This window comes from Roseiflexus sp., assembly GCF_057785375.1.
Genome location: NZ_JBYNRX010000035.1, coordinates 72,832 through 95,341, shown reverse-complemented (window position 1 = coordinate 95,341; position 22,510 = coordinate 72,832). Strand labels below are relative to the sequence as shown.

Annotated in this window: 16 protein-coding genes; 2 read left to right on the top strand and 14 right to left on the bottom strand. The window is 60.3% G+C overall.

Annotated elements, in window-relative coordinates; translation table 11 throughout:
• The first annotated feature begins 30 nt into the window (after nt 1-30).
• Nucleotides 31-2,307, top strand: a complete 2,277-nt coding sequence (locus tag AC3EA7_RS06115; protein WP_488613149.1) for an HsdM family class I SAM-dependent methyltransferase — start codon at nt 31-33, stop codon at nt 2,305-2,307.
• On the opposite strand, the gene AC3EA7_RS06110 is transcribed toward AC3EA7_RS06115, so the two are convergent.
• The 4 genes from AC3EA7_RS06110 to AC3EA7_RS06095 all read right to left on the bottom strand — a co-directional run bounded on the left by AC3EA7_RS06110 (nt 2,298) and on the right by AC3EA7_RS06095 (nt 8,371).
• Nucleotides 2,298-3,605 (bottom strand): nucleotide sugar dehydrogenase, encoded by a 1,308-nt coding sequence (locus AC3EA7_RS06110; RefSeq protein WP_488613148.1) that lies wholly within the window; start codon nt 3,603-3,605, stop codon nt 2,298-2,300. The genes AC3EA7_RS06115 and AC3EA7_RS06110 overlap by 10 nt on opposite strands.
• 109 nt (nt 3,606-3,714) lie before the next feature.
• Entirely contained in the window at nt 3,715-4,659 is a 945-nt protein-coding gene (locus AC3EA7_RS06105) for an SDR family oxidoreductase (protein WP_488613147.1), read from the bottom strand.
• A 16-nt stretch (nt 4,660-4,675) separates the two neighbouring features.
• A complete protein-coding gene (sppA, locus tag AC3EA7_RS06100; RefSeq protein ID WP_488613146.1) occupies nt 4,676-5,725 on the bottom strand; it encodes a signal peptide peptidase SppA in 1,050 nt (349 codons plus the stop codon).
• Nucleotides 5,726-6,379: 654 nt separating this feature from the next.
• The gene (locus tag AC3EA7_RS06095) at nt 6,380-8,371 is read right to left on the bottom strand and encodes a choice-of-anchor Q domain-containing protein (RefSeq protein WP_488613145.1); all 1,992 of its coding nucleotides are present in this window, start codon (nt 8,369-8,371) and stop codon (nt 6,380-6,382) included.
• Between the two features lie 229 nt (nt 8,372-8,600).
• Here AC3EA7_RS06095 and AC3EA7_RS06090 point away from each other — a divergent pair, with 229 nt between their 5' ends.
• A complete protein-coding gene (locus AC3EA7_RS06090) occupies nt 8,601-9,785 on the top strand; it encodes a putative glycoside hydrolase (RefSeq protein ID WP_488613144.1) in 1,185 nt (394 codons plus the stop codon).
• Between the two features lie 603 nt (nt 9,786-10,388).
• Here the strand turns inward: AC3EA7_RS06090 and AC3EA7_RS06085 are convergent.
• The 10 genes from AC3EA7_RS06085 to gmhA form a co-directional block, all read right to left on the bottom strand.
• Nucleotides 10,389-11,609: a class I SAM-dependent methyltransferase gene (locus AC3EA7_RS06085; protein WP_488613143.1), complete on the bottom strand. Its 1,221-nt coding sequence runs from the start codon at nt 11,607-11,609 to the stop codon at nt 10,389-10,391.
• Nucleotides 11,606-12,673, bottom strand: a complete 1,068-nt coding sequence (locus AC3EA7_RS06080; protein ID WP_488613142.1) for a glycosyltransferase — start codon at nt 12,671-12,673, stop codon at nt 11,606-11,608. The genes AC3EA7_RS06085 and AC3EA7_RS06080 overlap by 4 nt, the downstream gene beginning before the upstream one ends.
• A 91-nt stretch (nt 12,674-12,764) precedes the next feature.
• Nucleotides 12,765-15,335 carry a fibronectin type III domain-containing protein gene (locus tag AC3EA7_RS06075; RefSeq protein ID WP_488613141.1) on the bottom strand — a complete coding sequence of 857 codons (2,571 nt, stop codon included), beginning with the start codon at nt 15,333-15,335 and terminating at the stop codon, nt 12,765-12,767.
• A 61-nt stretch (nt 15,336-15,396) separates the two neighbouring features.
• Nucleotides 15,397-16,617: a class I SAM-dependent methyltransferase gene (locus AC3EA7_RS06070; protein ID WP_488613140.1), complete on the bottom strand. Its 1,221-nt coding sequence runs from the start codon at nt 16,615-16,617 to the stop codon at nt 15,397-15,399.
• Nucleotides 16,618-16,705: 88 nt separating this feature from the next.
• Nucleotides 16,706-17,938: a class I SAM-dependent methyltransferase gene (locus AC3EA7_RS06065; RefSeq protein WP_488613139.1), complete on the bottom strand. Its 1,233-nt coding sequence runs from the start codon at nt 17,936-17,938 to the stop codon at nt 16,706-16,708.
• Between the two features lie 32 nt (nt 17,939-17,970).
• Nucleotides 17,971-19,035, bottom strand: a complete 1,065-nt coding sequence (locus AC3EA7_RS06060; RefSeq protein WP_488613138.1) for an NAD-dependent epimerase/dehydratase family protein — start codon at nt 19,033-19,035, stop codon at nt 17,971-17,973.
• 55 nt (nt 19,036-19,090) lie between these two features.
• Nucleotides 19,091-19,861, bottom strand: a complete 771-nt coding sequence (gene rfbF / locus AC3EA7_RS06055; protein WP_488613137.1) for a glucose-1-phosphate cytidylyltransferase — start codon at nt 19,859-19,861, stop codon at nt 19,091-19,093.
• Complete coding sequence (locus AC3EA7_RS06050; RefSeq protein WP_488613136.1) at nt 19,858-20,805, bottom strand: glycosyltransferase family 2 protein; 948 nt, start codon at nt 20,803-20,805, stop codon at nt 19,858-19,860. Before AC3EA7_RS06050 ends, rfbF begins: the two co-directional genes overlap by 4 nt.
• A 58-nt stretch (nt 20,806-20,863) precedes the next feature.
• The gene (locus AC3EA7_RS06045) at nt 20,864-21,871 is read right to left on the bottom strand and encodes a glycosyltransferase family 2 protein (protein WP_488613226.1); all 1,008 of its coding nucleotides are present in this window, start codon (nt 21,869-21,871) and stop codon (nt 20,864-20,866) included.
• A gap of 36 nt (nt 21,872-21,907) precedes the next feature.
• Nucleotides 21,908-22,498: a D-sedoheptulose 7-phosphate isomerase gene (gene gmhA / locus AC3EA7_RS06040; protein ID WP_488613135.1), complete on the bottom strand. Its 591-nt coding sequence runs from the start codon at nt 22,496-22,498 to the stop codon at nt 21,908-21,910.
• Nucleotides 22,499-22,510: the final 12 nt, after the last annotated feature.

Below are 22,510 nucleotides of genomic sequence, written 5' to 3'. Positions count from 1 at the left end.
CTGGGACATCGGTGCTATGATCTGTGCGCCATGACTCACACTGCGAACCATCGACGGAAATCCGACATCCCCGCCCGCCTGTTTGCCGCATGCGACGCGCTTGCCCACGGTCTCGGCGCGTTGCCCGACGATGAACGGCGCTCCGCAGCCGCGCTCACGCTGGCGCGACTGATGTTTCTCTCGTTCCTCCGCGTGCATGGCTGGTTCGATCAGTACGGTTGCTCCCAATCTCTGGAATATGATGACTGTTCTGGCGATGCCATGCTGCAATGCCTGCCACCCGGCATCATCACGATGCGTTCTCTTCCCCGCCCGGACAACGCTGCGCTGCGCGAGGCGCTGACGCTGCTTCGAGATGCTGCCTGGAGTCTCGACGACAACGAACCCGGCTGCCTGACGCCAGCAGCGATGGGATTCGTTTTCGAACGTTATGTCGAGCGAAAACAGAGTGGCATCTACTACACCGGCAATGACGTCACCACATATATTGTCAGTCGCACGGTTTTCCCGCGCCTACTTGAGACGCTGTCACCCCAAGCCGCACATCTGATCACCGACCTCTTGCGCCAGGACCCGCTGCGCTATGTTCCTGCGGCGCTGCGCCATGGCATCGACCGGAAATTGCCGCCTTTGATTGCAGCAGGTCTATCAGATGTTGCGCTGCGCCGCTCGTGGGACGCTACCGCGCCCGCTGCCTTTGCGCTGCCAGAGGAAACCTGGCGTGAAGTGATTGCCCGCCGCCGCCGTGTAACGGAAACGCTCGCCGCACTCCGTACCGGCATCGTCATTCCGGCGGACCTGGTGACCCATAATCTCGACCTGATACGCCTGATGCGCGACCTCTGTACGATCTGGCCTCCTTCCCGGCTGGATGACCTCGATACGGCACTGGCGCAACTGACAGTGCTCGATCCGACCTGCGGTGCGGGGGCGTTTCTCTGCGCCGCGTTCGACCGGCTGGCAGACCTTGCATGCATCATTGCCCAACGCCGCATATCCGGCGGGAATAGCGCCGTCAATCTCGCCCGACGCTTGCGCGCGATTGTCGAGCATAATCTGTATGGCGTCGATCTGATGCCGGAGGCGGTGGAGATCTGTCAGATGCGGCTCTGGCTACGCCTTGCTGCGCGTGTCGATCATCAGGATCACCTGTGCGATCTGCGGTTCAATATTCACACCGGTGATGCACTGACCGGCTCACTCGATCACGTGGACGACATCCGCCAAAACGACGGCGCTGAACGGCAGCGACCGTTGCACTGGCGGGTGACATTTCCAGGCATTATGGCAGCGGGAGGGTTCGATGTCGTGACCGGCAACCCGCCATATGTGGTGCGAAACGGATTAAGGGAGAATCCGCTTTTGCGTCAGTATCAGACAGCGACAACCGGCAATGTGTACGCATTGGTGATCGAGCGCGCACTGAACCTGCTCCGACCAGAGGGGTGGCTCGGCGTCATCGTACCGGTCGCGTCAGTCGCCACCGACAGCATGGCGCCGTTGCAGCATCTTTACACGCCGTTGCGCCAGTGGCACAGTCATTATGCCGTGCGACCGGGCAAACTCTTCCCGGATGTCGATATGAACCTGACAATCACGCTGTTGCACAAGACGCCGACCGCCGGAGAACGCTATGTGAGCGGCTATCGACGCTTTCGTTCCCGTGAGCGCAGGCATCTGTTCGATACCCTTGGCTACGCCTGCCTGCCTGTTTCGGAAACTATCAACGGAGCGCTGCCCAAACTTGGCTCGGCACTGGAAATCCGGTTGCTCCAGCGCATGCTGACGCATGGCCGTCGTCTGCGGGATTATACCGCACGAGACGGCGTTACGATCTACTACCACTCAGGGGGGCGTTACTGGCGCAAGGCGCTGCCGGAGAAACTATCGTCGCACTATAAGCCGCTGCGGGTTGAACCGACCGTTACTCCCATCGTGCTCGCGCTGCTCAACAGCCAGGTCTTCTACTGGTACTGGATCGCCTTCTCAAATTGTATGGACGTGGTTGCGCGCGAGGTGCTGGAGTTTCCAATGTTTCGTCTGGAAGACGCCGATCCGGCACCCTTTGCGAGCGCCGTGGATCGCCTGATTGCGCTCTACCGCGAGAGCGCCACGACGCGCGCGCGCCGCGGCGCGCGCATTCAGACCAGCGAAACGAACATTGACGCAGCACGAGCGCATGCAGTCATCGACACTATCGACCGACTGCTGGCGCATTGCTATGGGTTCGACGACGAAGAACTCGACTTTGTGCTCAATTACGACCTGAAGTATCGCCTGGGAACCCGACAGGCGCCTTACTGCTGACCATTCGCCAGGTGGCGCAGCACACCACGCGTATCGACGACGCGCCGTGCATGGCGCGCAACCCGTTGCCAGTCATACGCCGAGTGGTCGGTGACGATGATGACGCAATCGGCCACTCCGAGCGCCTCATCGAGATTCGGCTCACAGCGCATGCGCAGACCCTCAACCTGCACCTCGGGCACGTGCGGATCATGGTACGTCACCAGCGCGCCCTTCTCGTCCAGCAAGTGAATAATGTCGAGCGCCGGCGACTCGCGCACATCATCGACATCGCGTTTGTAGGCAACCCCCAGCACCAGCACGCGACTGCCCCGCACCGCCCGCCCGGCATCGTTCAGCGCGTCCTGCACCTTCTGCACCCAGTAGCGCGGCATATCGGTGTTGACCTCGCTCGCCAGATCGATAAACCGCGCCGTGTAGTTGAGCGTCTTTAATTTCCACGACAGGTAGAGCGGGTCAATGGGAATACAGTGCCCACCCAGTCCCGGTCCAGGCGTAAACTTCATAAACCCAAACGGCTTGGTCGCGGCTGCGTCGATCACTTCCCACACATCCAGACCGAGCTTATCGCACATGAGCAACACTTCATTGACCAGCCCGATATTGACGGCGCGGAAGGTGTTTTCGAGCAATTTGACCATTTCCGCAACCTCCGGGCTGCTCACCGGCACAACCCGTTCGATAGCCGTTTCGTACAGCGCCCGCGCCACGTCCAGGCAGGCAGGGGTAACGCCGCCTATCACCTTTGGTGTATTGTGTGTCGTCCAGTCGGTGCGACCGGGATCGACCCGTTCGGGAGAGAATGCCAGGAAGTAATCCGTGCCGACCTTCAAGCCGCTTGCGTCGAGGCGCGGCAAAATCACCTCGCGAGTAGTGCCGGGGTAGGTAGTGCTTTCCAGAACGATCAACTGACCGGGACGCAGACGATGCGCAATCTGTTCGGTCACCGCCAGAATTGCCGAGATGTCGGGATCGCGGGTTTTGCGCAGCGGTGTAGGAACACAGATGCTGATCGCATCAAGTTCTGCGAGCACATCGAAATCTGTCGTGGCATCGAGCAGGCCATCAGCGCGCAATTGGGCCACAACGTCAGTTGGCACATCGTCGATGTAACTGCGTCCGGCATTGATGGCAGCAACCCGTTCGGCGCTGGCATCGACGCCGGTCACGCGCAAGCCGGCGGCGCCAAAGACCGCAGCCAGCGGCAACCCGACATACCCGGCCCCCACGATGCCGACGCGCACCGAACGATCGGCAATGCGCCGCAGCAGCCAGTCTCTGGATGATAATGCAGTCATGGATGTGCTCCCTCGTGACGGAACCATGCGACCTGAAGTAGCGGCGCCCTGTGCTATAGTCACGAACGTGCTCCCTTGTGACGGAACCATGCGACCTGAAGTGCTATAGTCACGAACGTGCTCCCTCGTAACGGAACCATGCAAGTGTCCGCGCCAGACCTTCCGTTAGCGAGACGCGCGGCGTGTACCCCAGCGTCTCACGGATCGCATCAATGCTTGCCTGTGAATGCCGCACATCGCCAGAGCGCGGCGGGTGGTGATCTGGCGCAAGACTGCTGCCAAGCAAATGGTTGATCTGCGCCGCCAGTTCGAGCAGCGAGGTGCGCGCTCCCGCGCCGACGTTGAACACGGCTGAACAATCGGCGGGTGCATCCGCCGCTGTCAGATTGGCATCCACCACGTTCTCGATATAGGTAAAATCGCGCGACTGCAAGCCATCGCCGTAGATGATCGGCGGAATACCGCGCACCATCCGGTCGATAAAGCGTGGAATAACGGCGGCATATTCAGAATGCGGATCCTGCCGGGGACCAAACACATTGAAGTAGCGCAGTGCAATGGCAGGAAGACCGTAGACGATACTGAACGCCATGCAGTACTGTTCGCCTGCCAGTTTCGAGACGGCATAGGGCGAGAGCGGTTGCGGCGCCTGTGTTTCGACTTTCGGCAGCGTCGGCGTATCACCATAGACCGACGATGACGATGCGAAGACCACCCGCCGCACACCGGCATCACGCGCCGCCGTCAGCACGTGCAATGTCCCGGTGACATTCACTGCATTCGTGGTGACAGGGTCATCGACCGAACGCTGCACGGACGCCAGCGCTCCCTGGTGAAAGACGACCTCAACGCCGGCAACAGCGCGACGAACGGCATCTTCATCACGTAAATCACCTTCGATGATCTCTACATCATGACGAACGTGAGCAAGATTGTCGTACCGACCGGTAGAGAAATTGTCGAAGACGCGCACCTGATCACCGCGTTGCAGCAACGCTTCGACCAGATGCGAGCCAATGAAACCGGCGCCGCCGGTCACCAGAACGCGAGCCATACATCGTCCTTCACACTCAGGGAACGAAGCGATACTCCAGGCGTGGCGCGTGCGGCTGCACAATGGCGCGCAACCCCAGCGGATCAGCAGGTTGCAGGTTGCGCTCCAGATTTGCCTGCAACAACTCACGCAGCGTGTTGAACGAGCGATACCGCACGATCAGCGCATCGGTCAGACCTGCCAGTTCCTTGGCGCCGTTGATCGCATCGTCGAGATTTCCCAATTCGTCGATCAGTCCGAGCGCTTTTGCCTGTCGTCCGGTGTAGATTCGTCCGTCGGCGAGGCGGATCACCTCAGTGCGTTCCATCCCGCGCCCTGCAACGATGACATCGACAAATCCCTGGTACGCCTCATCGACCAGCGCGTTCCAGATCGCCTCTTCCTCCGGCTGTGGCGGGCGCAACGGCGAACCGATGTCTTTCAGATCACCGCTTTTATACACATATTCGCGCAAGCCAAGCCGCTCGAAGGCTTCGTCGTAGTTCAGCAGCGAGACAATCACTCCGAGACTGCCGGTCAGCGTATCCGGGTTGGCGTAGATCCGTTCGCCCGCCATCGAGATGTAGTACCCGCCGCTGGCGGCGACTGAACCCATCGAAATGACCAGAGGCTTATCCTTCTCGCGCAGTTTCTTGAGTTCAACGTACAACTCGTTGCTCGCGACAACGCTGCCGCCGGGGCTGTCCACCCGCAGCACGACCGCCTTCACGCGCGAGTCATTGGCAGCGGTGCGGATCTGCGATAGCAACTGCTCGTGGCTCAGACCAGTGCTGAACAATCCATCGTCGGCGCCGGCGCCAATTGTGCCGCTGACGGTAATGACCACGATGCGATCGTTTCCACGCCCCGAGATGACTTCCTCCTGCCATCTGCTGCCGGGAACCGTTGCTGCTGCGCCGCTCCCGCCATCAAACGCCAGCAGCAGCGCCATGCCGCCCAACGGCAGAATGGCGCATGCCAGGACAATGCCCAGAATGATTGAAATCACGATAATCCACGTCCGGTCCTTGCGTGGCGCCGGCTGCGCCGGAGGAACCGGCGGCGGGTTGAATGTTTCACTGCTCATCTATCTCTCCTCCTCGTATCGATCCAGCAGACGCCTGTAAGAGGCGCCCCCGCATTCGCGTTGCACGTGCGTTCGCCAGGAATTGACCGACGCCAGGGCCGGTTTGAGAAGGGCAGGTCTGAGACCTGCCCCAACCGCCGCCGACTATGATACCACATGCCGGTCTCGAATGCTCGTTGCCCTGCGATTCGTCGGCAGAGAGACGCGGTAAGGAGCGTGGCGGGTCTCATAGAACACAACCACAACTGGACCATCAAGGACGTGGAGCGGCGAACGTTGGCTTCGACAGGCTCAGCCGGCTTCGACAGGCTCAGCCGACGTTCGCCGCAAGACGGTCAACACGAGCACGTATTGGACAACATCCAGTTGATCGCTCTACGAGACGACTGATACGAGGCGGATGCTTGCCCAAAAATCTGCACTTGTGAGACATCCCCTTCTCCCCTTGTGAGAGCAGGGGGCAGGGGGGATGAGGGGAAAATGGCCAGAGGGACGCTGAAAACGCATGTTGCATCTCATCTGAACCTCGCCCCTCACGCCGCCTCCCCTTGTGGCAGAAGGGGGCAGGGGGGATGAGGGGAAAATGGCCAGAGGGACGCTGAAAACGCATGTTGCATCTCATCTGCGCCTCGCTCCTCACGCCTCCCATCGCGCTCAGCGACGAATCGCCGGCAGATAGACGCGGTGCACCTGCGCCAGAACGCGCAGCGTGACCGGCGGAAGCGCCGAGTTGCTGACCCGCACCTCCAGATCGCCGGCGCTCGCCACATCAGCTGCGGTCAATGTCGTGCGCAGTTCAGTGGCGCTCACAAACGTCGTCGAGCGTTCGACCCCGCCGATGACAATCTTGCTGCTCGCATCGAACCCGGCGCCGGAGACGATCAGGAGTGTTCCCGCTTCGCCGACGCCAACGAACGGCGGCATGAGCGCCAGCGCCAGCACCAGTTCATACGCGCCAGCATCGCAGCCGCCGCCCTGTGGCCGACTGATGCCGCGTTGGTCGATTGCCGGGCACGTCGCCGCCGCAGCACGGTTGAACGCCGGGCTTGACGCAGTGATGGCCATCGTCGGCGTGGGACCGCCATTGTTTGCCAGCGGCGCGAGTTGCGGGTTCTGGAAGAGGATTGCCGAAACCGGCGAGGTAATCAGGTTGTTGATGTCGTTATTGAAATCAGGCGCCTTGGTTCGCGGAAATTGAATGTTCCCACCGCCGTTGAGCAACGAGCGGTTGGTGTGATACCCCTGGAACTCGGTCGTGACCGGATTGGTATGGGTTGGATCGAGACGATTGGAAGCGAAGATCGAACTGGTCAGCGTCACTGCCGCTTCGTTACTGGCAAAGATCGCGCCGCCCTGAAACGTGACGAAGTTGTTGGCAAATGTTGCGTGGCTGATGTCGATCGTTCCCCTGCTGATAATCAGCCCGCCCCCCTGTCCGATAATGTTCGTCCCAGCAGTGGCGGCGCGATTGTCGAAAAACGTCGAGTTGATCACCCGCCCGCGACCGTTGACCAGCATCCAGACGCCGCCGCCCTGCCGTGCGGCATAGTTGCCGTTGAAGGTCGACTCGCGGATCTCGATGTTGTCCTCGTTCACGCCGCCAGCCCATTCGTCTTCGATGTGGTAGATGGCGCCGCCGTGACCTTCGGCGGGCGGCGCGTCGAGCACGCGATTGTTGCTGAACGTCGAGCGGGCATAGGTGGCTTTGGTGTTCAGGTTATCGGAGATCGTCACCTTGAGTGCGCCGCCGCCGCGCGTTGCGGTGTTGCCATCGAAGACGCTGCCGCAGACATCGACGGTGTTGCTGGTGATCGGGTTGAAATCGTTGCTGACGCCATCGAGATGAATCGCGCCGCCATGCCCGCGCACAACGCCGCCAACGGTTGCATCGGAGGCGCGGTTGTTCGTGAACCGCGAGTTGTACACCTGAAGCCCCGTGGCAATCCCGCCGAATGCGCCGCCGTTGCCCGCCTCGTTATTGATGAACACCGATCCGACAATAATTGTTTCGTAGATATTCCCGGCATAGATCGCACCGCCCTGGTTGTCTTCGTCGGTGATGCTGGTGGTGCGGTTGTTCTCGAAGACCGAGTTGATGACGTGCAGGCGCGTTCCGGGACTCGTCACCCAGAGCGCTCCGCCGCGCGCTTTGTCATCTTGTGTTTTCGTGGCGGCTGGCGCGCGCCCGTTGATGAAGCGCATATTCTGAATGACCAGATCGTTGCCGGAGGTCTTGTCGATGTGCGAACCGGGGGTGAACGGCTTTTCGACAATACGGGTGACACCGCCGCCATCGAGCGTGATCAACCCTTTGCCGTCGAGCACAATGTTGCGAGTCGCCGAGGTAACCAGCGGTGAGGTGATCGGAATCGTGACCGGATTGGGTCCACAGTCGAACATAATGTGCCCGCCGGCTGCAAGCGCCGTTTGCAGCGCCGCCTGCGTGCAACTGGTGATAACGGTCGGATTGACCAGCGTCACCGGCGCAACTGGAGGGTTGCAGGCGGCGGGAGGCGCACCAGAGGCGCCAGCAGGCTCTGATGCCATGCCGGGCAGTGGCGGAACCGTTATGACGACACAAACGATGGTCAGGCAGATACGCGCCAGCAGACGGCGCCAGCGACTGAACGGTCGTGGGTTGTTCATGGGCGAGTCACTCATCAATGGGAGAACACAACGATACGGGATCCCTCGATAGCATAAACCTTTCTTTGATCGTGCTCAATAGTACATCGTACCTACTTCCTTTCCAGGACCCAAAGCGAACAGAACCACGAGCAACGAGGCGTGCCAGTATGCGCACCGCGCATTTCGCGCCGCGATGCGCACGTTTGAGGAAGACGCTCATTCTGGAGATGTGATACCATATGAGGTGATGAGAACCCATATCGGACAGCATGCACGATGGCGCATTCTTCTGAGCATACTCCTGGTTGCAGTATGCGTCGCGTCGTGCGCTGCGCCTGCCAGTTCAGCGCCAGCAGCACCGGTGCGCGTCCAGGAAGCCTATTTCTACAAGCCGCCACGCGACGGAACCACAGCAGAAGCGCTGGCAGCACGCGCCGACCTGATCATCCTCACGCGCACCGATGAACCGTTTCGAGACGCAGTACGCGCTGCCGGATACCCCGGCATTATCCTCCAGTACATGCTGACTGCCGAGGTCAGCGGTCCGGTTGACGCTGTGCGCGCCGATGCCCCCTGCAACCCCGATCATCGCCCGTGGCGCAACCAGGCGGCGTTTCGCGTCGGCGAGTTCTGCGCCCTAATCCATCCCAATGACGACTGGTTCCTGCACAACGGCAGGGGCGAACGTCTCTACACGAACTGGCCCGGCCACACCGGATATTTTTACCATATGAACCCCGCCAGTCCGGGATGGCGCGCTTTTCTGATCGATCGACTCCGTCAGGCGCTTGAAGGCGACGACCGGGAACCTGCACTGGGGTACGATGGCATCTTCCTGGATAACGTTGCGCTTTCGCTGTGGAAACTGCGCCGACAAACGAGCGCTAGCGACGGTGTGGTGCGCGAGTTCGACTCGGACGAGGCGTATCGCACCGCCTGGATCGGGTTGCTCGCCGAAATATCCGACGCACTGCGACCCACGTGGCCGGTGTGGGCAAACCTGATCGTCGACTCAGGTCACGGTTGGAACGATTATTTGCTCTACCTAGACGGCGTTATGGTCGAAGCATTTGCGACAGGGTGGCAAAATCAGGTGCAACCGAACGAGTGGGAGCGCGGACTGGCGCAGGCTGAAGAGGTGCTGCGTCAGGAGAAGGGATACCTGGCGGTGGTACAGGCAAAGGACTCGTCGCTCCTGCCGTTCACACTGGCGTCGTATTTCCTGATCGCCGACGGTCGTCACGCCTTCTTCCGCTATGCCGAACGTGGCGACTACGCAATCTTTCCGCACTACGCGCTGCTCGACGCCTCGCTGGGCGCTCCAAAGGGACCGCGCTATCGGCAGAATGACGGAACCTGGCGCCGCGATTTTACAAACGGCTACGTCGTTGCTGATCCGGTGAACCGGAACGGGCAAATTGTTGTAAAATAGCCGCCCGACGCTAAAGCGTCGGAATGATTGCACCGGGGGCGTTGCTTCGCCCTTACCTGCGTTCCGACACTGGTTTTTCCCTCATCCCCCTGCCCCCTTCTCCCACACGGGTAGAAGTGGAGTATGGGCGCACCTCCGCCGCGTGCAGTCCCGCGCCAGCGGGACTTCGTTCTCGCCGCGCGGGCGTTCACGTTCGTGCGTTGGGTAGGCGAAGGCACTGCCTTCGCCTACCCATACTAACTTGCGGTCAGTCAGACAAGATGTTCGAGCGCCTGGTTCGCACGGCGTAACAGTCCACACCGCGCTTTGGCAGTCGTGGACGCATGACTGCGCCTCGGCATCAGCAGCCCCAACGGGGCTTTCACCTGCAGTGAGGGCAGTCGAACCGCACGCGGTGAGCACCGTCAAACCGCGTCCTCAGCAAGGGCTTTCGCCCGCAGCGCCCCGGCAGTATTGCACGAATGACCGCGCATTAGTACCAGGTCTGGTTCGCGCAACGCGGTCTCCGCCAGTCGAGTGAGACGGCGGCAAAGCGCGAAGCGGCAAATGCGGCGCTGAAGGTCCTGACACATCACGACGCACTGGTATAGCCGGAGCGCGTCTTCACACACTTTCGACGGTGGCAGTCACATCGAGCGCGCTGAGCATTTGCCTGATCTCATCGACGTAGAGCGCATTCATGACGATCACGACCTCAGGCTGATATGAACGCAGAAATGCCGGCACAACAACGTGTTGCCCGCTGCCGGCGACATATTTTCCCTGTTTGCGCGGATTGATATCAACCACATACTCAACAGCGCCCTGATCGCGGAAGACGTTGAGAAAGGTCACCCCCTTCGATCCGGCGCCCCAAACGACCACGCGCCTGGACTGCTGCGCCAGATCACCAAGCCGTGCGCGCCAGTGCGTCTCTTTCGCGCGGTAGTTGTCGCCAAACGCCATGACATCACGCTGCATGCCGTCGAAATCAAGCCGCGCCCGCGCCGAGAGCGATACACTGCCTGATGCCGGTCGCACCTCGATTGCCAGGAACTGCCCGCCGAACTCCTCACGCACATCGAGAGTCTCGAAGCCAGCAGTCTCGAACAGATACACCAGCGACGCCGGGCTGAAGTACGAACAATGCTCGTAGATGATGTCCCAGATGCCCAGGTCGCGCAGCGTCCAGAGTGCGTTGGGCACCTCAAAGTACACAACCGGCTGACGATGATCGCCGATCACGCGACGCAGGCTCTCGATGAAAGCACGCGGACGTTCGATATGTTCGAGCACATGGCGGCATACAATCAGATCAGCGGGTTCGTGGGCATACGCTTCGCTGAAGAAATCCACAACAAAGCGCACATTCGGATCGAGCGCATCGCGCTCCGGATCGGGCACAAAACTTTTGTCGAACCCGACGCCACGATTGTCACCGGCGCGACAGATCTGGCGCAGGAAATCACCCTTGCCACAACCAATCTCGACAATATCCTTGCCACGGAGGTTGTAACGCTCGATCAGGCGTTGCGTCAGATCGGTTGCATACTGCTGGAAACGCCCGGAAAAGTGGAGCGAATTTTCATACTCCTGCGAATAGTCCATAAGAGACGGATCGAAGGCATAGTTATACACATGACCGCACGCCGGGCAATAGCCAAGCACAATATCGCCGCGTGGCACCGAGAGCGCCGCTTCGCGCGTTTCCCACAGCACATTGCAATAGATCGGCGCCTGCTCTACCTCCATAAACCGATCCAACTCGCCCGAGTCGCAGATTGGGCACAAATGTACACCCATCGTCTGCCGGTCGCGGAACGGTCGTGGGATGGAATCGTTCATTGCGAACCTCGCTGCACGTGATAAGAGGCAGTCCGATCATCGGTGGGACGGGCAAGCGCCTCGCTCATGATCGCAATCAGCATACGCGCGTGATGCGTCACATTGAACTGCTGAAGAATATCCTGATGCGCACGCTCAATCATATGCACAATGTCCGGCTTGTGCGCAGGATCGAGCGCCCAGCGCAGCGCTTCGACGTAACTCTCGGGCGTGCCGTGCACAATCAGCCCATTGTCTCCGTGGCGCACATAATCGCGCACGCCCAGCGCATCATTGACGATCACGAGCTTTTTGAGCGCCATTGCATTCAGATAGGTCTGCTGACCGCTGGCGCGGTATGTTCCCATGCGCAGCGGCACAACAACCAGCGCTGCGCCGCGCAACAATCGAACATATTCATCGGTTGGGACCTGCCCTGCACGCACGTTTGGCGGAAGATTCGGGTGGTTATTCAGTTTGCGTGTGGCGAACACGAATGAATGCTCCGGCATCATCCGTGCAGCCTCCACCAGCGGCGCATAGTCGCGGAACGAATTGCCGCCAGCGAAAATGTACGTTCCCGCCTCGACGCACCCCTGCATATCCTCTTCGGTCAGCGAACACATGTAGGGAACGAAGCGCACCTTTGCTTCGTCGACGCCCCAGACGAGCGAGAAGAGGCGGCGCTCATCGTTGGAGAGCAATGCATAACGGCTGACCGCACGGTCAGTAAAACGCACAATAATGCGATCGAGCGCAGCGCGCCATCCGGTGTTGGGTTCCCACGCCTCGCCGCAAAAAACGATGGTCGGTCGCCAACGACGCGGCAGGAAACTCAAGAGAAACACCGCCAGCACTTCTGGCTTGAGCCGTCCCCGACCGGTAAACAATAGCAATCCCTCATATTTTGTCGCAGCCTGCAACACCCCCTTCAGCAGCGCGATCTCGTCCCACAGATCATAACCGGTTGCATACGTCCAGGGGGGCATGGTTACTTTCTCGAACACTGCCGCAAAGTCTGGAACACCCATCAGGTAATCCAGAGTTGTACCATATCTGTCTTGCCGCACTATTCGGGCAGTCATAGAGACTCTCCTTTTGCCAGAACACTGAACGCTAGGCGCTGCAACGGTTGATAGATGCTGCACCAGAACAGCTCTGCGTGTTTTCTACAGACTACGGAGTGGTCACCAACGGCAACCACATAGCCGGTCGAGGCGCGCCAGCGCCCGGCATCACGGTTGGCGTCGCTGTGACGCTTGCCGTGGGGGTGGACGTCATCGTGGCAGTGGGTGTGGCGCTCGCCGTGGGGCTAGGCGTCGCGGTTGGAGTTGCGGTCGGTCCTCCGATGCCGCCAATCGGTTGAACGGTGATGTTGCCAAAACTGGCATCGACGTGATGCGCCACCAGCAGCAGCGACCCGCGCGCCAGCGGTTGCTCCCCTGCCGGCGCCATCCCCTCCACCGTCCACTGCGCCGGCTCCGCCTCACTTGCGCGCCATACCTTCAGCCGGTACCGCTGCGCCCCTCCCGCCTCCGTCTCCACCCGCATCTTGAACACATACGTCTCTCCCATCCGCAACCGCATCCCGCTCAGGTCGCGCGCAAACACCGTCGCCGCTCCCGTGTCCAGGTGCAGGTGCATCACCCGCTGCGCCGAACTCCCGTCCGGATACCGCTCCAGCCGGTACCATCCCAGCGCTCCGAGCGGGTAGTACACCCAGCGTGGCTGCGTCTCCCATCCCGCCGGCGCGTCCCAGTGCCCTTGCCACCGCAACAGCACCCCCACCCCCGGTCCCCCGCTGTTCGGCCGCTGCCCGCGATACATGTCGATCTCGTGGATCGTCACTGCCACCGTCGCCTCGTAGTCCGTCCACGTCTCGTTTCCAAGCGCCAACAGCCGGTCGTACCCCGTTGCCGCCGGGCGCACACTCCCCTCCTCCAGCACCCACAACCCGTCCACCGCCTGCGCCACATCTCCCACGCGCTCCACCGTCCCCCAGTCAATCGCATCCGGCAACGGCCACGTCGCGCCGGGAGTGTACCGCACCGTCACCGTCTGCACGCTCGTGTTCCCCAGCCGGTCCGCCGCCGTGATTTCCAACGTGTTCTCTCCGGCATTCAACTCCGCCCGGTCCAGCTCGATGTTGAACTCCCCCGTCACGTACACCCGTCGCCAGTTCAACGAAGGATTCGTGTAACTCCCCGGTCCCAGCATCAGCGACCGCTCCGCCCCGCCGTTCAAGCGGTAGCGCAGCGGCCACGCCGCCGTGCCGAAATTGGCGATGGTCGTCTCGAACCCGTCGGCGTCATACACCCGCCCCAGCACATTCACCCACCGCTGCGGGTTGCCGCGCTGCCCGAACTGCTGCGCCGCCCCGCCCCACACGTCGATCACCGGATTGCTCCCCGCCGCCGTCGGCAGCGTCCGCACCACTCCGCTGCACCTGCTCTGCCGTCCGCTCTCATCCGTCACCGTCAACCGGTACCAGTAACTCGTCGCCGCCGCCAGCCCGCTCACCGTGAAGGCGTGCGTCCGCCCCAGCCCGCTCGTCAGCGTCCCCCCTGCCGCCGTGCGCGACCCGTAGCGCAACTCCGCCGTCGTCGCTTCGTCGCTGTACCCCGTCACTGCCAGCGTCGTCCCGCTCAGCGTATGCGGCGGGCACGCCAGCAGCGGCGCGTGCTGATCGGGAAACGCCTGCGGGTCGTCCGGCAGCGGCGCGCTCGCCACGTGAAAGTAATCCACTGCCGCCGTAAACGGCTGCGCATACCGTCCGCTCGCCTCGGCGTTCCCTGCAAACACCCCCACGCTCGTCAGGCTTAGCGTTACCGTCGCATTTGCGAACGTCGTCCAGGCGGCGCCGTCGAACGAATAGCGAAACTGCCAGGCCGTCCCGCTGCGCGTCATCCGCAGCCACACCGGGTGTCCCGGCGCGGGCAGCGTGCTGAAGCCGAAGGTGGTGGCGTTCGCCCCGCTCACCAATCCGGCGAACAGCCGCACCTGCTCCACCCCTGCGCTGTTCCGCTGGCTCGAGATGTCGAAGCGCACATACGTCGCATCGTCGGCCTGCGCCATCAACCCCTGGATGGCGATGTGCCCGCTCACCCGCGAGTTGAACTTGGCGATCACATCGAAGCCGGCGTCCGGCGCGGCTTGCAGCAGGCGCACCGCCGTGTTGCCGCTCGTCCACGGCTCGTGTGGCGGTCCATCGGGCACAATCAGGCGAATGTCCGTGCCGGTCAACTCATACGCCGCGTCGCCGCGCGGATTGACGAACGTCCAGGGACCGAGCCCGCTAGTGCGGTTGAAGTCGTCGGAAACGAGCGGACCGGAGGCGGGCGGCATCAGGGACGCCGGAGCGCCGAGTGCCGGCGCAGGCGTCGGGGTGGCCGCAGCGGTGGTAAAGGTCTGCGGCGACGAAAAGGCGTTGCTCCCGTCGGCGCGATAGGCGGCGACCCAGAAGCGATAGGTCGTCGCGGGTGCGAGGTCGGTGAGCAGCGCAGTATGGGACGTTCCATCGCCGCCAGCGGGGGCGCTTTCCGTCCAGGAACCGTCGGCGGGACCATAGAAGACCGCGCCGCCGGCGGGGAGCGAGGTCGTCCAGCGGATGGCAGCACTGCCGGTATTGACCGTCACCTGCACATCGGTGATAGTCAGCGCCGCCGGACCGGGCGTCGGATCGGCGGCGAATGCGCTGCCGATCGCCAATGCGGTCAGCGTGAGCAGAATGATGACAGTAAAGCGCATACGTCACTTTCGAGGTTTGATGAAAGCGGCGCGACTGCCGCTGCGAACCATATGTCAGAGGTCAGGATCGTTGCACAAGCGCCGGCGCCGCACGACTGAACATTTCCACGGTCAACACGTCTGCCGCCACACCGAGCGCCGTCAGATCGCGTTGAATTTCATCGCAATAGATCGGGTTCATGATAATGACCACATCAGGCTGATAGTCGCGTAAAAACGCCGGACTCACAATCTGTTGACCGGTTCCGGCCATAAACATGCCGTGCTTATTGGGATTAATATCAACAGTATACGTAATCTCACGCTCAATCTTCAGCGTTGTAAGGAACGCCACTCCTTTCGACCCCGACCCCCACAGCACCACCTTACGACCGGCAGCGTACTGCTGCGCCAGATACTCCCGCCAGCGACGCAACACCTGCGGCGCCTCGCGGCGAAACATCTCGACATCGGCGGCGGTGCGTTGCAGATCGTTCTCCACTTCGGGAAACGCCTGATCTCTTCCGCTGCCGGGTTGCGCTTCGATCATCAAATACTGATCGCCATAGTCGCGCCACAGATCGATTACATCAAACCCGCAGCGTCGGAACAGGCGCGCCAGCGAACCAGGCGTGAAATACGAACAGTGCTCGTAGTAAATATCCCAAAACCCGATTTCTTCCAGAACACGGGTTGTATCGGGGATTTGAAAGAAAACCGTGGTATTTGGACGACCATCGAGCGCGCGCCGCACCATGCCGACAAACGCCGCCGTCTCGTGAATATGTTCCAGGGTCATTTTACAGACCACAAAATCTGTGCACAGATGCGCATATTTTTCCGAATAGAAGTCGGTGATGAATCTCACACGCTCAGCAGGACGCGCCAGACTGCGTTCGGCGACATATGCCGGATCGATGCCAATCCCACGATTCCCGCCCATTTCGCAGAGCAACGTAATAAACTCACCCTTGCCGCACCCGATTTCGAGAATGTCTTTGCCATGCAGGTCATACCGTTCAATCAGATGTTCCGCCAACCGCCTGGCAAAAGCGTTGAACGTCGGCGAGTACCCCTGCGTCTCTTCGTAGCGATCAGAGTACTCGTGGAGCGACGGGTCGAAGGCGGTATTGCTGATAAAGCCGCATGTCCGGCAAAAACCGAGGCGAATATCGCCGCGCGGATAATTGACCGCCTCTTCGCGGGTTGGAAGCAGGAGGACGCTATGCGCCGGCACACGCTCCAGTTCGTAGAAGATGTCCATTCCCACAGCCCCGCAACCAGGGCACATTGTTGGTTTCATTACCCTGCCCTCCTATGGTCGTATGACCCGCGGCAACCAGATGGAGCGGGAAAGGTAAACGGCTCTCCCGCTCTTCAGACGACGCACGCTACACAATGACGGGACTGGGAATCGGAATAATGAACTTCCCGCCGCGTTGGCGATACTCCGCCTGTTGGCGCAGAATCTCGTCGGCGAAGTTCCACGCGAGCAGCAGAACGTAATCCGGTTGCTGCTCCAGCAGCGCGACAGGAGGGACAATCGGCAGATGATTGCCGCTCATAAACTTACCCTGTTTGTAGGGGTTGAGGTCGGCAACGAAATCGACCAGGCGGGTATCGATCTGGCAATACGCCAGCAGCGTCGTCGCTTTGGCGGCAGCGCCATACGCAACAATCCGTTTCCCCTGTCGCTTCAGATCATGCAGCAGCGTCGTCAATGCATCACGAATGGCGCGCACCCGTTCGGCAAACGAGAGATAGAAATCGATCCGATCAACGCCACGCTCGCGTTCCATCGCCAGCAACGAATGGACACGCTCGCCAACCGCCTCATAGCGCGCCACGAACAGGCGAAGCGAGCCGCCGTGGATCGGCGTGCGCTCGACATCGTTGAGGAATAGCCCATTGGCGCGGAACAATCGGTCGAGCGCCGTCACCGAAAAATAGCACAGGTGCTGGTGGTAGATGGTGTCGAACTCGCAGTGATCGACAAGATCAACTACATACGGGCACTCGATCACAGCAATGCCATCGTCTTTGAGCATGATGCGAATGCCGCTAACGAAGCCATTGAGGTCTGGCACATGCGCCAGGACATTATTTGCCAGAAAGACATCGGCGGCTTTGCCCTCACTGCGCAACTGCTGCGCCAGGTCGCGGGTAAAAAAGGTGTTGAGAGTCGGGATGCCGATCTTGCGGGCCGCCTCAGCCGGAGCGCGCGCCGGGTCGATCCCCAGCACCGGAATCCCGCGTTCGACGAAATTGCGGAGCATGTATCCATCATTACTGGCGGCCTCAACCACCAGGCTGTCCGGTCCCAGCGCGCGTGACGCCATAATCGCCTGTGCGCTCTCACCGAAGTGTTTCAGCAACGACTTTGAGACCGACGAGAAGTATGGATACTCAGCATAGAACAGCACTTCGGGATCGACCGTCTCCTGGATTTGCAGCAATGCCGAGTCCGGGCAAAAGACGAGCGTCAGCGGGGCAAACGGCTCCTCGCTGCCAATCTGATCCGCTGAGAGGAGTCGATCGGCAAGCGGCGTCACACCAAATGAGAGCACCGGCAGTAAATGAGGGGAACCGCTGGCGCGGCAGCGTTGTTCGACGCGGTAGAGCATGGTTCGTTCCTTACGGTGAATGGATATAATGGTTATGCCGCCTCAGCCGACGCCGCTCCCACCGCCAGCGCCTGTTCAGCGCGCCGGAGCGATGAGTCCAGGCGTCCCGCTGCGATCAGTTTCCGAATATGGTCGATACGCTTGTAGCGCGGACCTTCGAAGTCTTCGAGTTTCAGCCCAATGGTGCGGTAGGCGTCATACAATTCCTGTGCGCCTTTGCGAGCGTCCCAGGCCGGCTGAAAATCCGGCAGCACACGCCGAATCTTCGAGCAATCGACGCGGTAGTTGCGCTTATCCGGCTGCGCGCCTTCGGCGAACTGAATGCGACAACCGGGCACCGTCTCATACACAATCTGCGCCAGATCGCGAATGCGGTAGTTGTCTTCGTTGCGTCCGACATTGAACGCTTCGTTGTGGATCAATTCACGCGGCGCTTCCAAAACTGCAATAAACGCGCGCGCGATGTCGGCAATATGCACGATGGGGCGCCAGGGGGTGCCATCGCTCTTCAGGTACACCAACCCCGTCGTATATGCCCAGGCGACAAGGTTGTTCAGCACCAGATCGAAGCGCAGGCGCGGCGACACGCCATACGCGGTAGCATTCCGCAGGTAGGTCGGGCTGAAGTCGGCATCGGCAAGTTTCGCCAGGTCCTGCTCCACCAGCACTTTTGAGCGCCCGTAGGGAGTAACCGGGTTGAACGACGAGGTTTCATCGAGCATCTCATCGCCGGCCGCGCCATAGGTGCTGCACGACGACGAGAAGATAAAGCGCGTGATGCCCGCCTGCTTTGCCAGCATCGCCAGGCGCACCGAAGCCAGGTAGTTGATTTCATAGGTCAATTGCGGGTCGAGATCGCCAAGCGGATCGTTCGACAGACCGGCCAGGTGCATGATCGCGTCGACGCCTGCGAGATCGGCGGCTTCCACATCGCGGATATCCTTGCGGATCTCCGGCACGTGCACCGGCGCAGCGCCAAAGGTGCACTCCTCGAACAGATCGCTATCAAGCCCCACCACCTCGTAGCCGCGTTCCAGCAGCATGGGGGTCAGCACCGTTCCGATATATCCTTTGTGTCCTGTTACCAGCACGCGCATCGCCGAGATCCTTTCGTATCGAGTCTTAAGGTCTGTCATTGCCATTCGAGTCTGGCTAGTCCCAGATCTTCCAGGGCGCATTGCCACTCTGCCAAAGGCTTTCGAGCAGTTTCTTGTCACGCAGGGTATCCATACATTGCCAGAACGAGGCGTGCCGGTACGCCATCAACTGACCCTCACGCGCCAGCCGCTGCAACGGCTCGCGTTCCCAGGCGGTATCGTCGCCGTCGATATAGTCGAACACCGCCGGTTCGAGCACGAAGAAGGCGCCATTGATCCAGCCCTCGCCGGTTTGCGGCTTTTCATTGAATTCGGTAATCCGGTCGCCGTCCAGTTCCAGGTGACCAAAGCGCGCCGGCGGTCGAACTGCCGTCAGGGTCGCCAGTTTGCCATGCGAACGGTGAAACTCGAGCAATGCGTGCAGATTGACGTCCGACACGCCATCGCCCCAGGTCAGCATAAACGTTTCATTGCCGATGTACGGCGCCAGCCGCTTGATCCGGCCGCCGGTATTGGTCGGAATGCCGGTATCGATCAACTCGACGTTCCAGTCGGGGCGATAGCCGCCGTTCATCTCGACCGCACCGGAGCGCAGATTGACCTTCAGGTTGCTGTTGAGCGAACAATAATCGACCATGTACTTCTTGATGACTTCGCCTTTGTACCCCAGTGCAATGACGAAATCGTTGAAGCCATAGTGTGCATAGTGCATCATAATGTGCCACAGGATCGGACGTCCGCCGATCTCGACCATCGGCTTTGGCTTGACTTCGGTCTCTTCGGAAAGGCGTGAACCGACGCCTCCCGCAAGAATGGCAACTTTCATAGCGAGTTCCTCCGTGCGATTGTTGTGAACTTCAATGCGCGCATGCGACGTAATGCACGTCTTCCAATCTGGCGTCCCGCCTGCACGACATCATTACCCATTCGCGCCCAGTTGCGATCAGAGGCGACCCAATGCAGGAGCGCGCCATAGCACCGGCGCGCCTCATCAGGCGGAAGCGGCGTCTCGCGAATGGCTTTGATATATTCGTACAGCGTGCGAAAATGCGGCATCACGATTTTGCCCTCGTTGGCGGGGTCGAACCAGGCGGCGCGGGCGCGCAGTTTCGCAGCGCGCACCGATTGTGCCGGATGCCGTCGAGAAATGAACAGATGCTCAGGCGCCTCGTAGAACGTTCCCAGCAACCCCAGCCGCGCCAGCAGAATCCGGTCCGATGGCACATAGGCGCCGATCAGCGGCGTGCGCCGGAGCACATCCGCGCGGATAACCCCAAACACCTGAAAACAGGGATGCCCAATGCAGATCAGATCGTGGAAGCGCACGCTCGCAAGCGGCGCGTCGGTGCGCAACCGCTCATCATAGGTGTACAACGTGTTGCCATCAGCATCGACGACGCGGGTGCGGCTGAAGGCGAGCGCCACCTGCGGATCATGATCGAGCATAGTCACACACCGCTCGAGGAATGTCGGTTCGAGCATATCATCGTGGGCATGCCACTTGAAATAGACCCCGCGCGCCAGCCCGAACACATAATTGAAGTTCCACGCCGCGCCGCGATTAATATCGTGACGCACATACTGGATGCGCGGGTCACGCGCAGCGTAGTCACGACATATCTCAGGCGTGGCATCATTCGAGGCGTTATCGGAAATGATCACCTCAAAGTTGTGAAATGTCTGCGCCAACAACGAATCCAGCGCCTGACGGAGATACTGCTGCCCGTTGTAAACCGGCAAACCGATACTGACGCGCGATGCAACATTCATACCGATAACACCCCCTCGACTGTTGCCTGGAGCCTGTCTAAACACCGGATATCAGGCGTCATTGCGATCCGCTGCGCCACACTCGCGGCAGGCTCCGTGAAGCAATCTCCCCGCCCGCTAGAAGATCGCTCAGGGCCGCCATCACACCCCTGAGATGCGTCCTAGATGGATGGAACACCAGGTGGGCAGCCACCGAAAGATCGTTCAGCATCTCCCGCCGCGTTCGGCGCAACCACCACTGCATGTGTGCATAACAGAGCAGTCGATCGTGCCAGGTCAACGGCGCCCGGCCGATCACACGCAGCAACTCCCATACCCAGCGCCAGTGGGTCAATTCGATTTTGCCGCGATTCTGCGGGTTGAACCAGACCTGACGCATCTGATAGTCACGATTCGACTGAACCGATGCCGCTTCGTGATCACGGCGCAGGAAGAGATATTCCGGCACTTCGTAGAACTCGCCACGCAGGATCAGGTCAGCCAGCAGGATCATGTCGGATGACGAATAACTGCCGATCAGCACCGTTTTGCGCAATACATCCGTGCGCATGACGCCAAAAACAGCGTTGATCCAGTTCCGGGCTACGCGCAGATAGGCGTGATATCTGGCAAACACCGAAGGATGGCGAAAGTGCAGGCTATCTTCGTCGTAGCCGATGACCTGATCGTTCTCATCGATGAAGACCGTTTTTGAATGGCACAGAACAACACCGGGGTTGGCGTCGAGCGCAGCAACACAGCGCTCCAGGTATGTTGGCGCGAGCATATCGTCGTGCGCCATCCATTTGAAGTACGCGCCGCGCGCCAATTCAAATACTCGATTATAGTTGGGCGCTGCGCCAATGTTCCGTTCGTTACGAAAATACCGAATCCGATCATCGAGAGCAGCATATTCACGGCACATCTCAGGAGTAGCGTCTCCTGAAGCGTTATCGGAAATGATCACTTCAAAATCGTAAAATGTCTGCGAAAGCAATGAATCTAGCGCCTGACGCAGATAACGTTCTCCATTATAGACTGGAAGACCAATACTGACAACAGGCAGGTGATTATGATTTTTTGACATCATAAAACCATTTCTAGTTACAAATATTGTCGTTCTTCAAGAAAAAAGGATTCGTTCAACAATCTCACACACCACATGCGCAACTGTGATATGCACTTCCTGAATCCGCGCCGTATTCTGCGACGGGACGCACAGGCACAGATCAACATAACCGATCAGCAACCCGCCGGTCGCTCCCGTCAACCCGATCGTTGCCATGCCGCCGTTGCGCGCAGCACGCATCGCTGCGAGCACGCTTGCCGATGTGCCGCTGGTGCTGATACCGATCACTGCATCACCTGGCTGTCCAAGCGCTTCGACCTGGCGGGCGAATACGCGCTCATACCCATAGTCGTTGCCGATCGCGGTCAGGATCGAGGTGTCAGTCGTCAGCGCAATCGCGGGCAGGCCGCGCCGTTCACGGCGAAAGCGGCTGACGAATTCGGCTGCAATATGCTGCGCATCGGCGGCGCTGCCGCCGTTGCCGCACAGCAGCACCTTGCCGCCGCGCTGAAAGGTATCGACAATCCGCTCGGTAATCGCCACAATGACCGGCAATTGCGATTCAAGCGTGCGCCGCTTGAGATCGATGCTGGCCTCGATCTCTTCTATCGCCCAGCGGGTATACATATCACTTCGCGAGTCCATGGGGTCCCATCC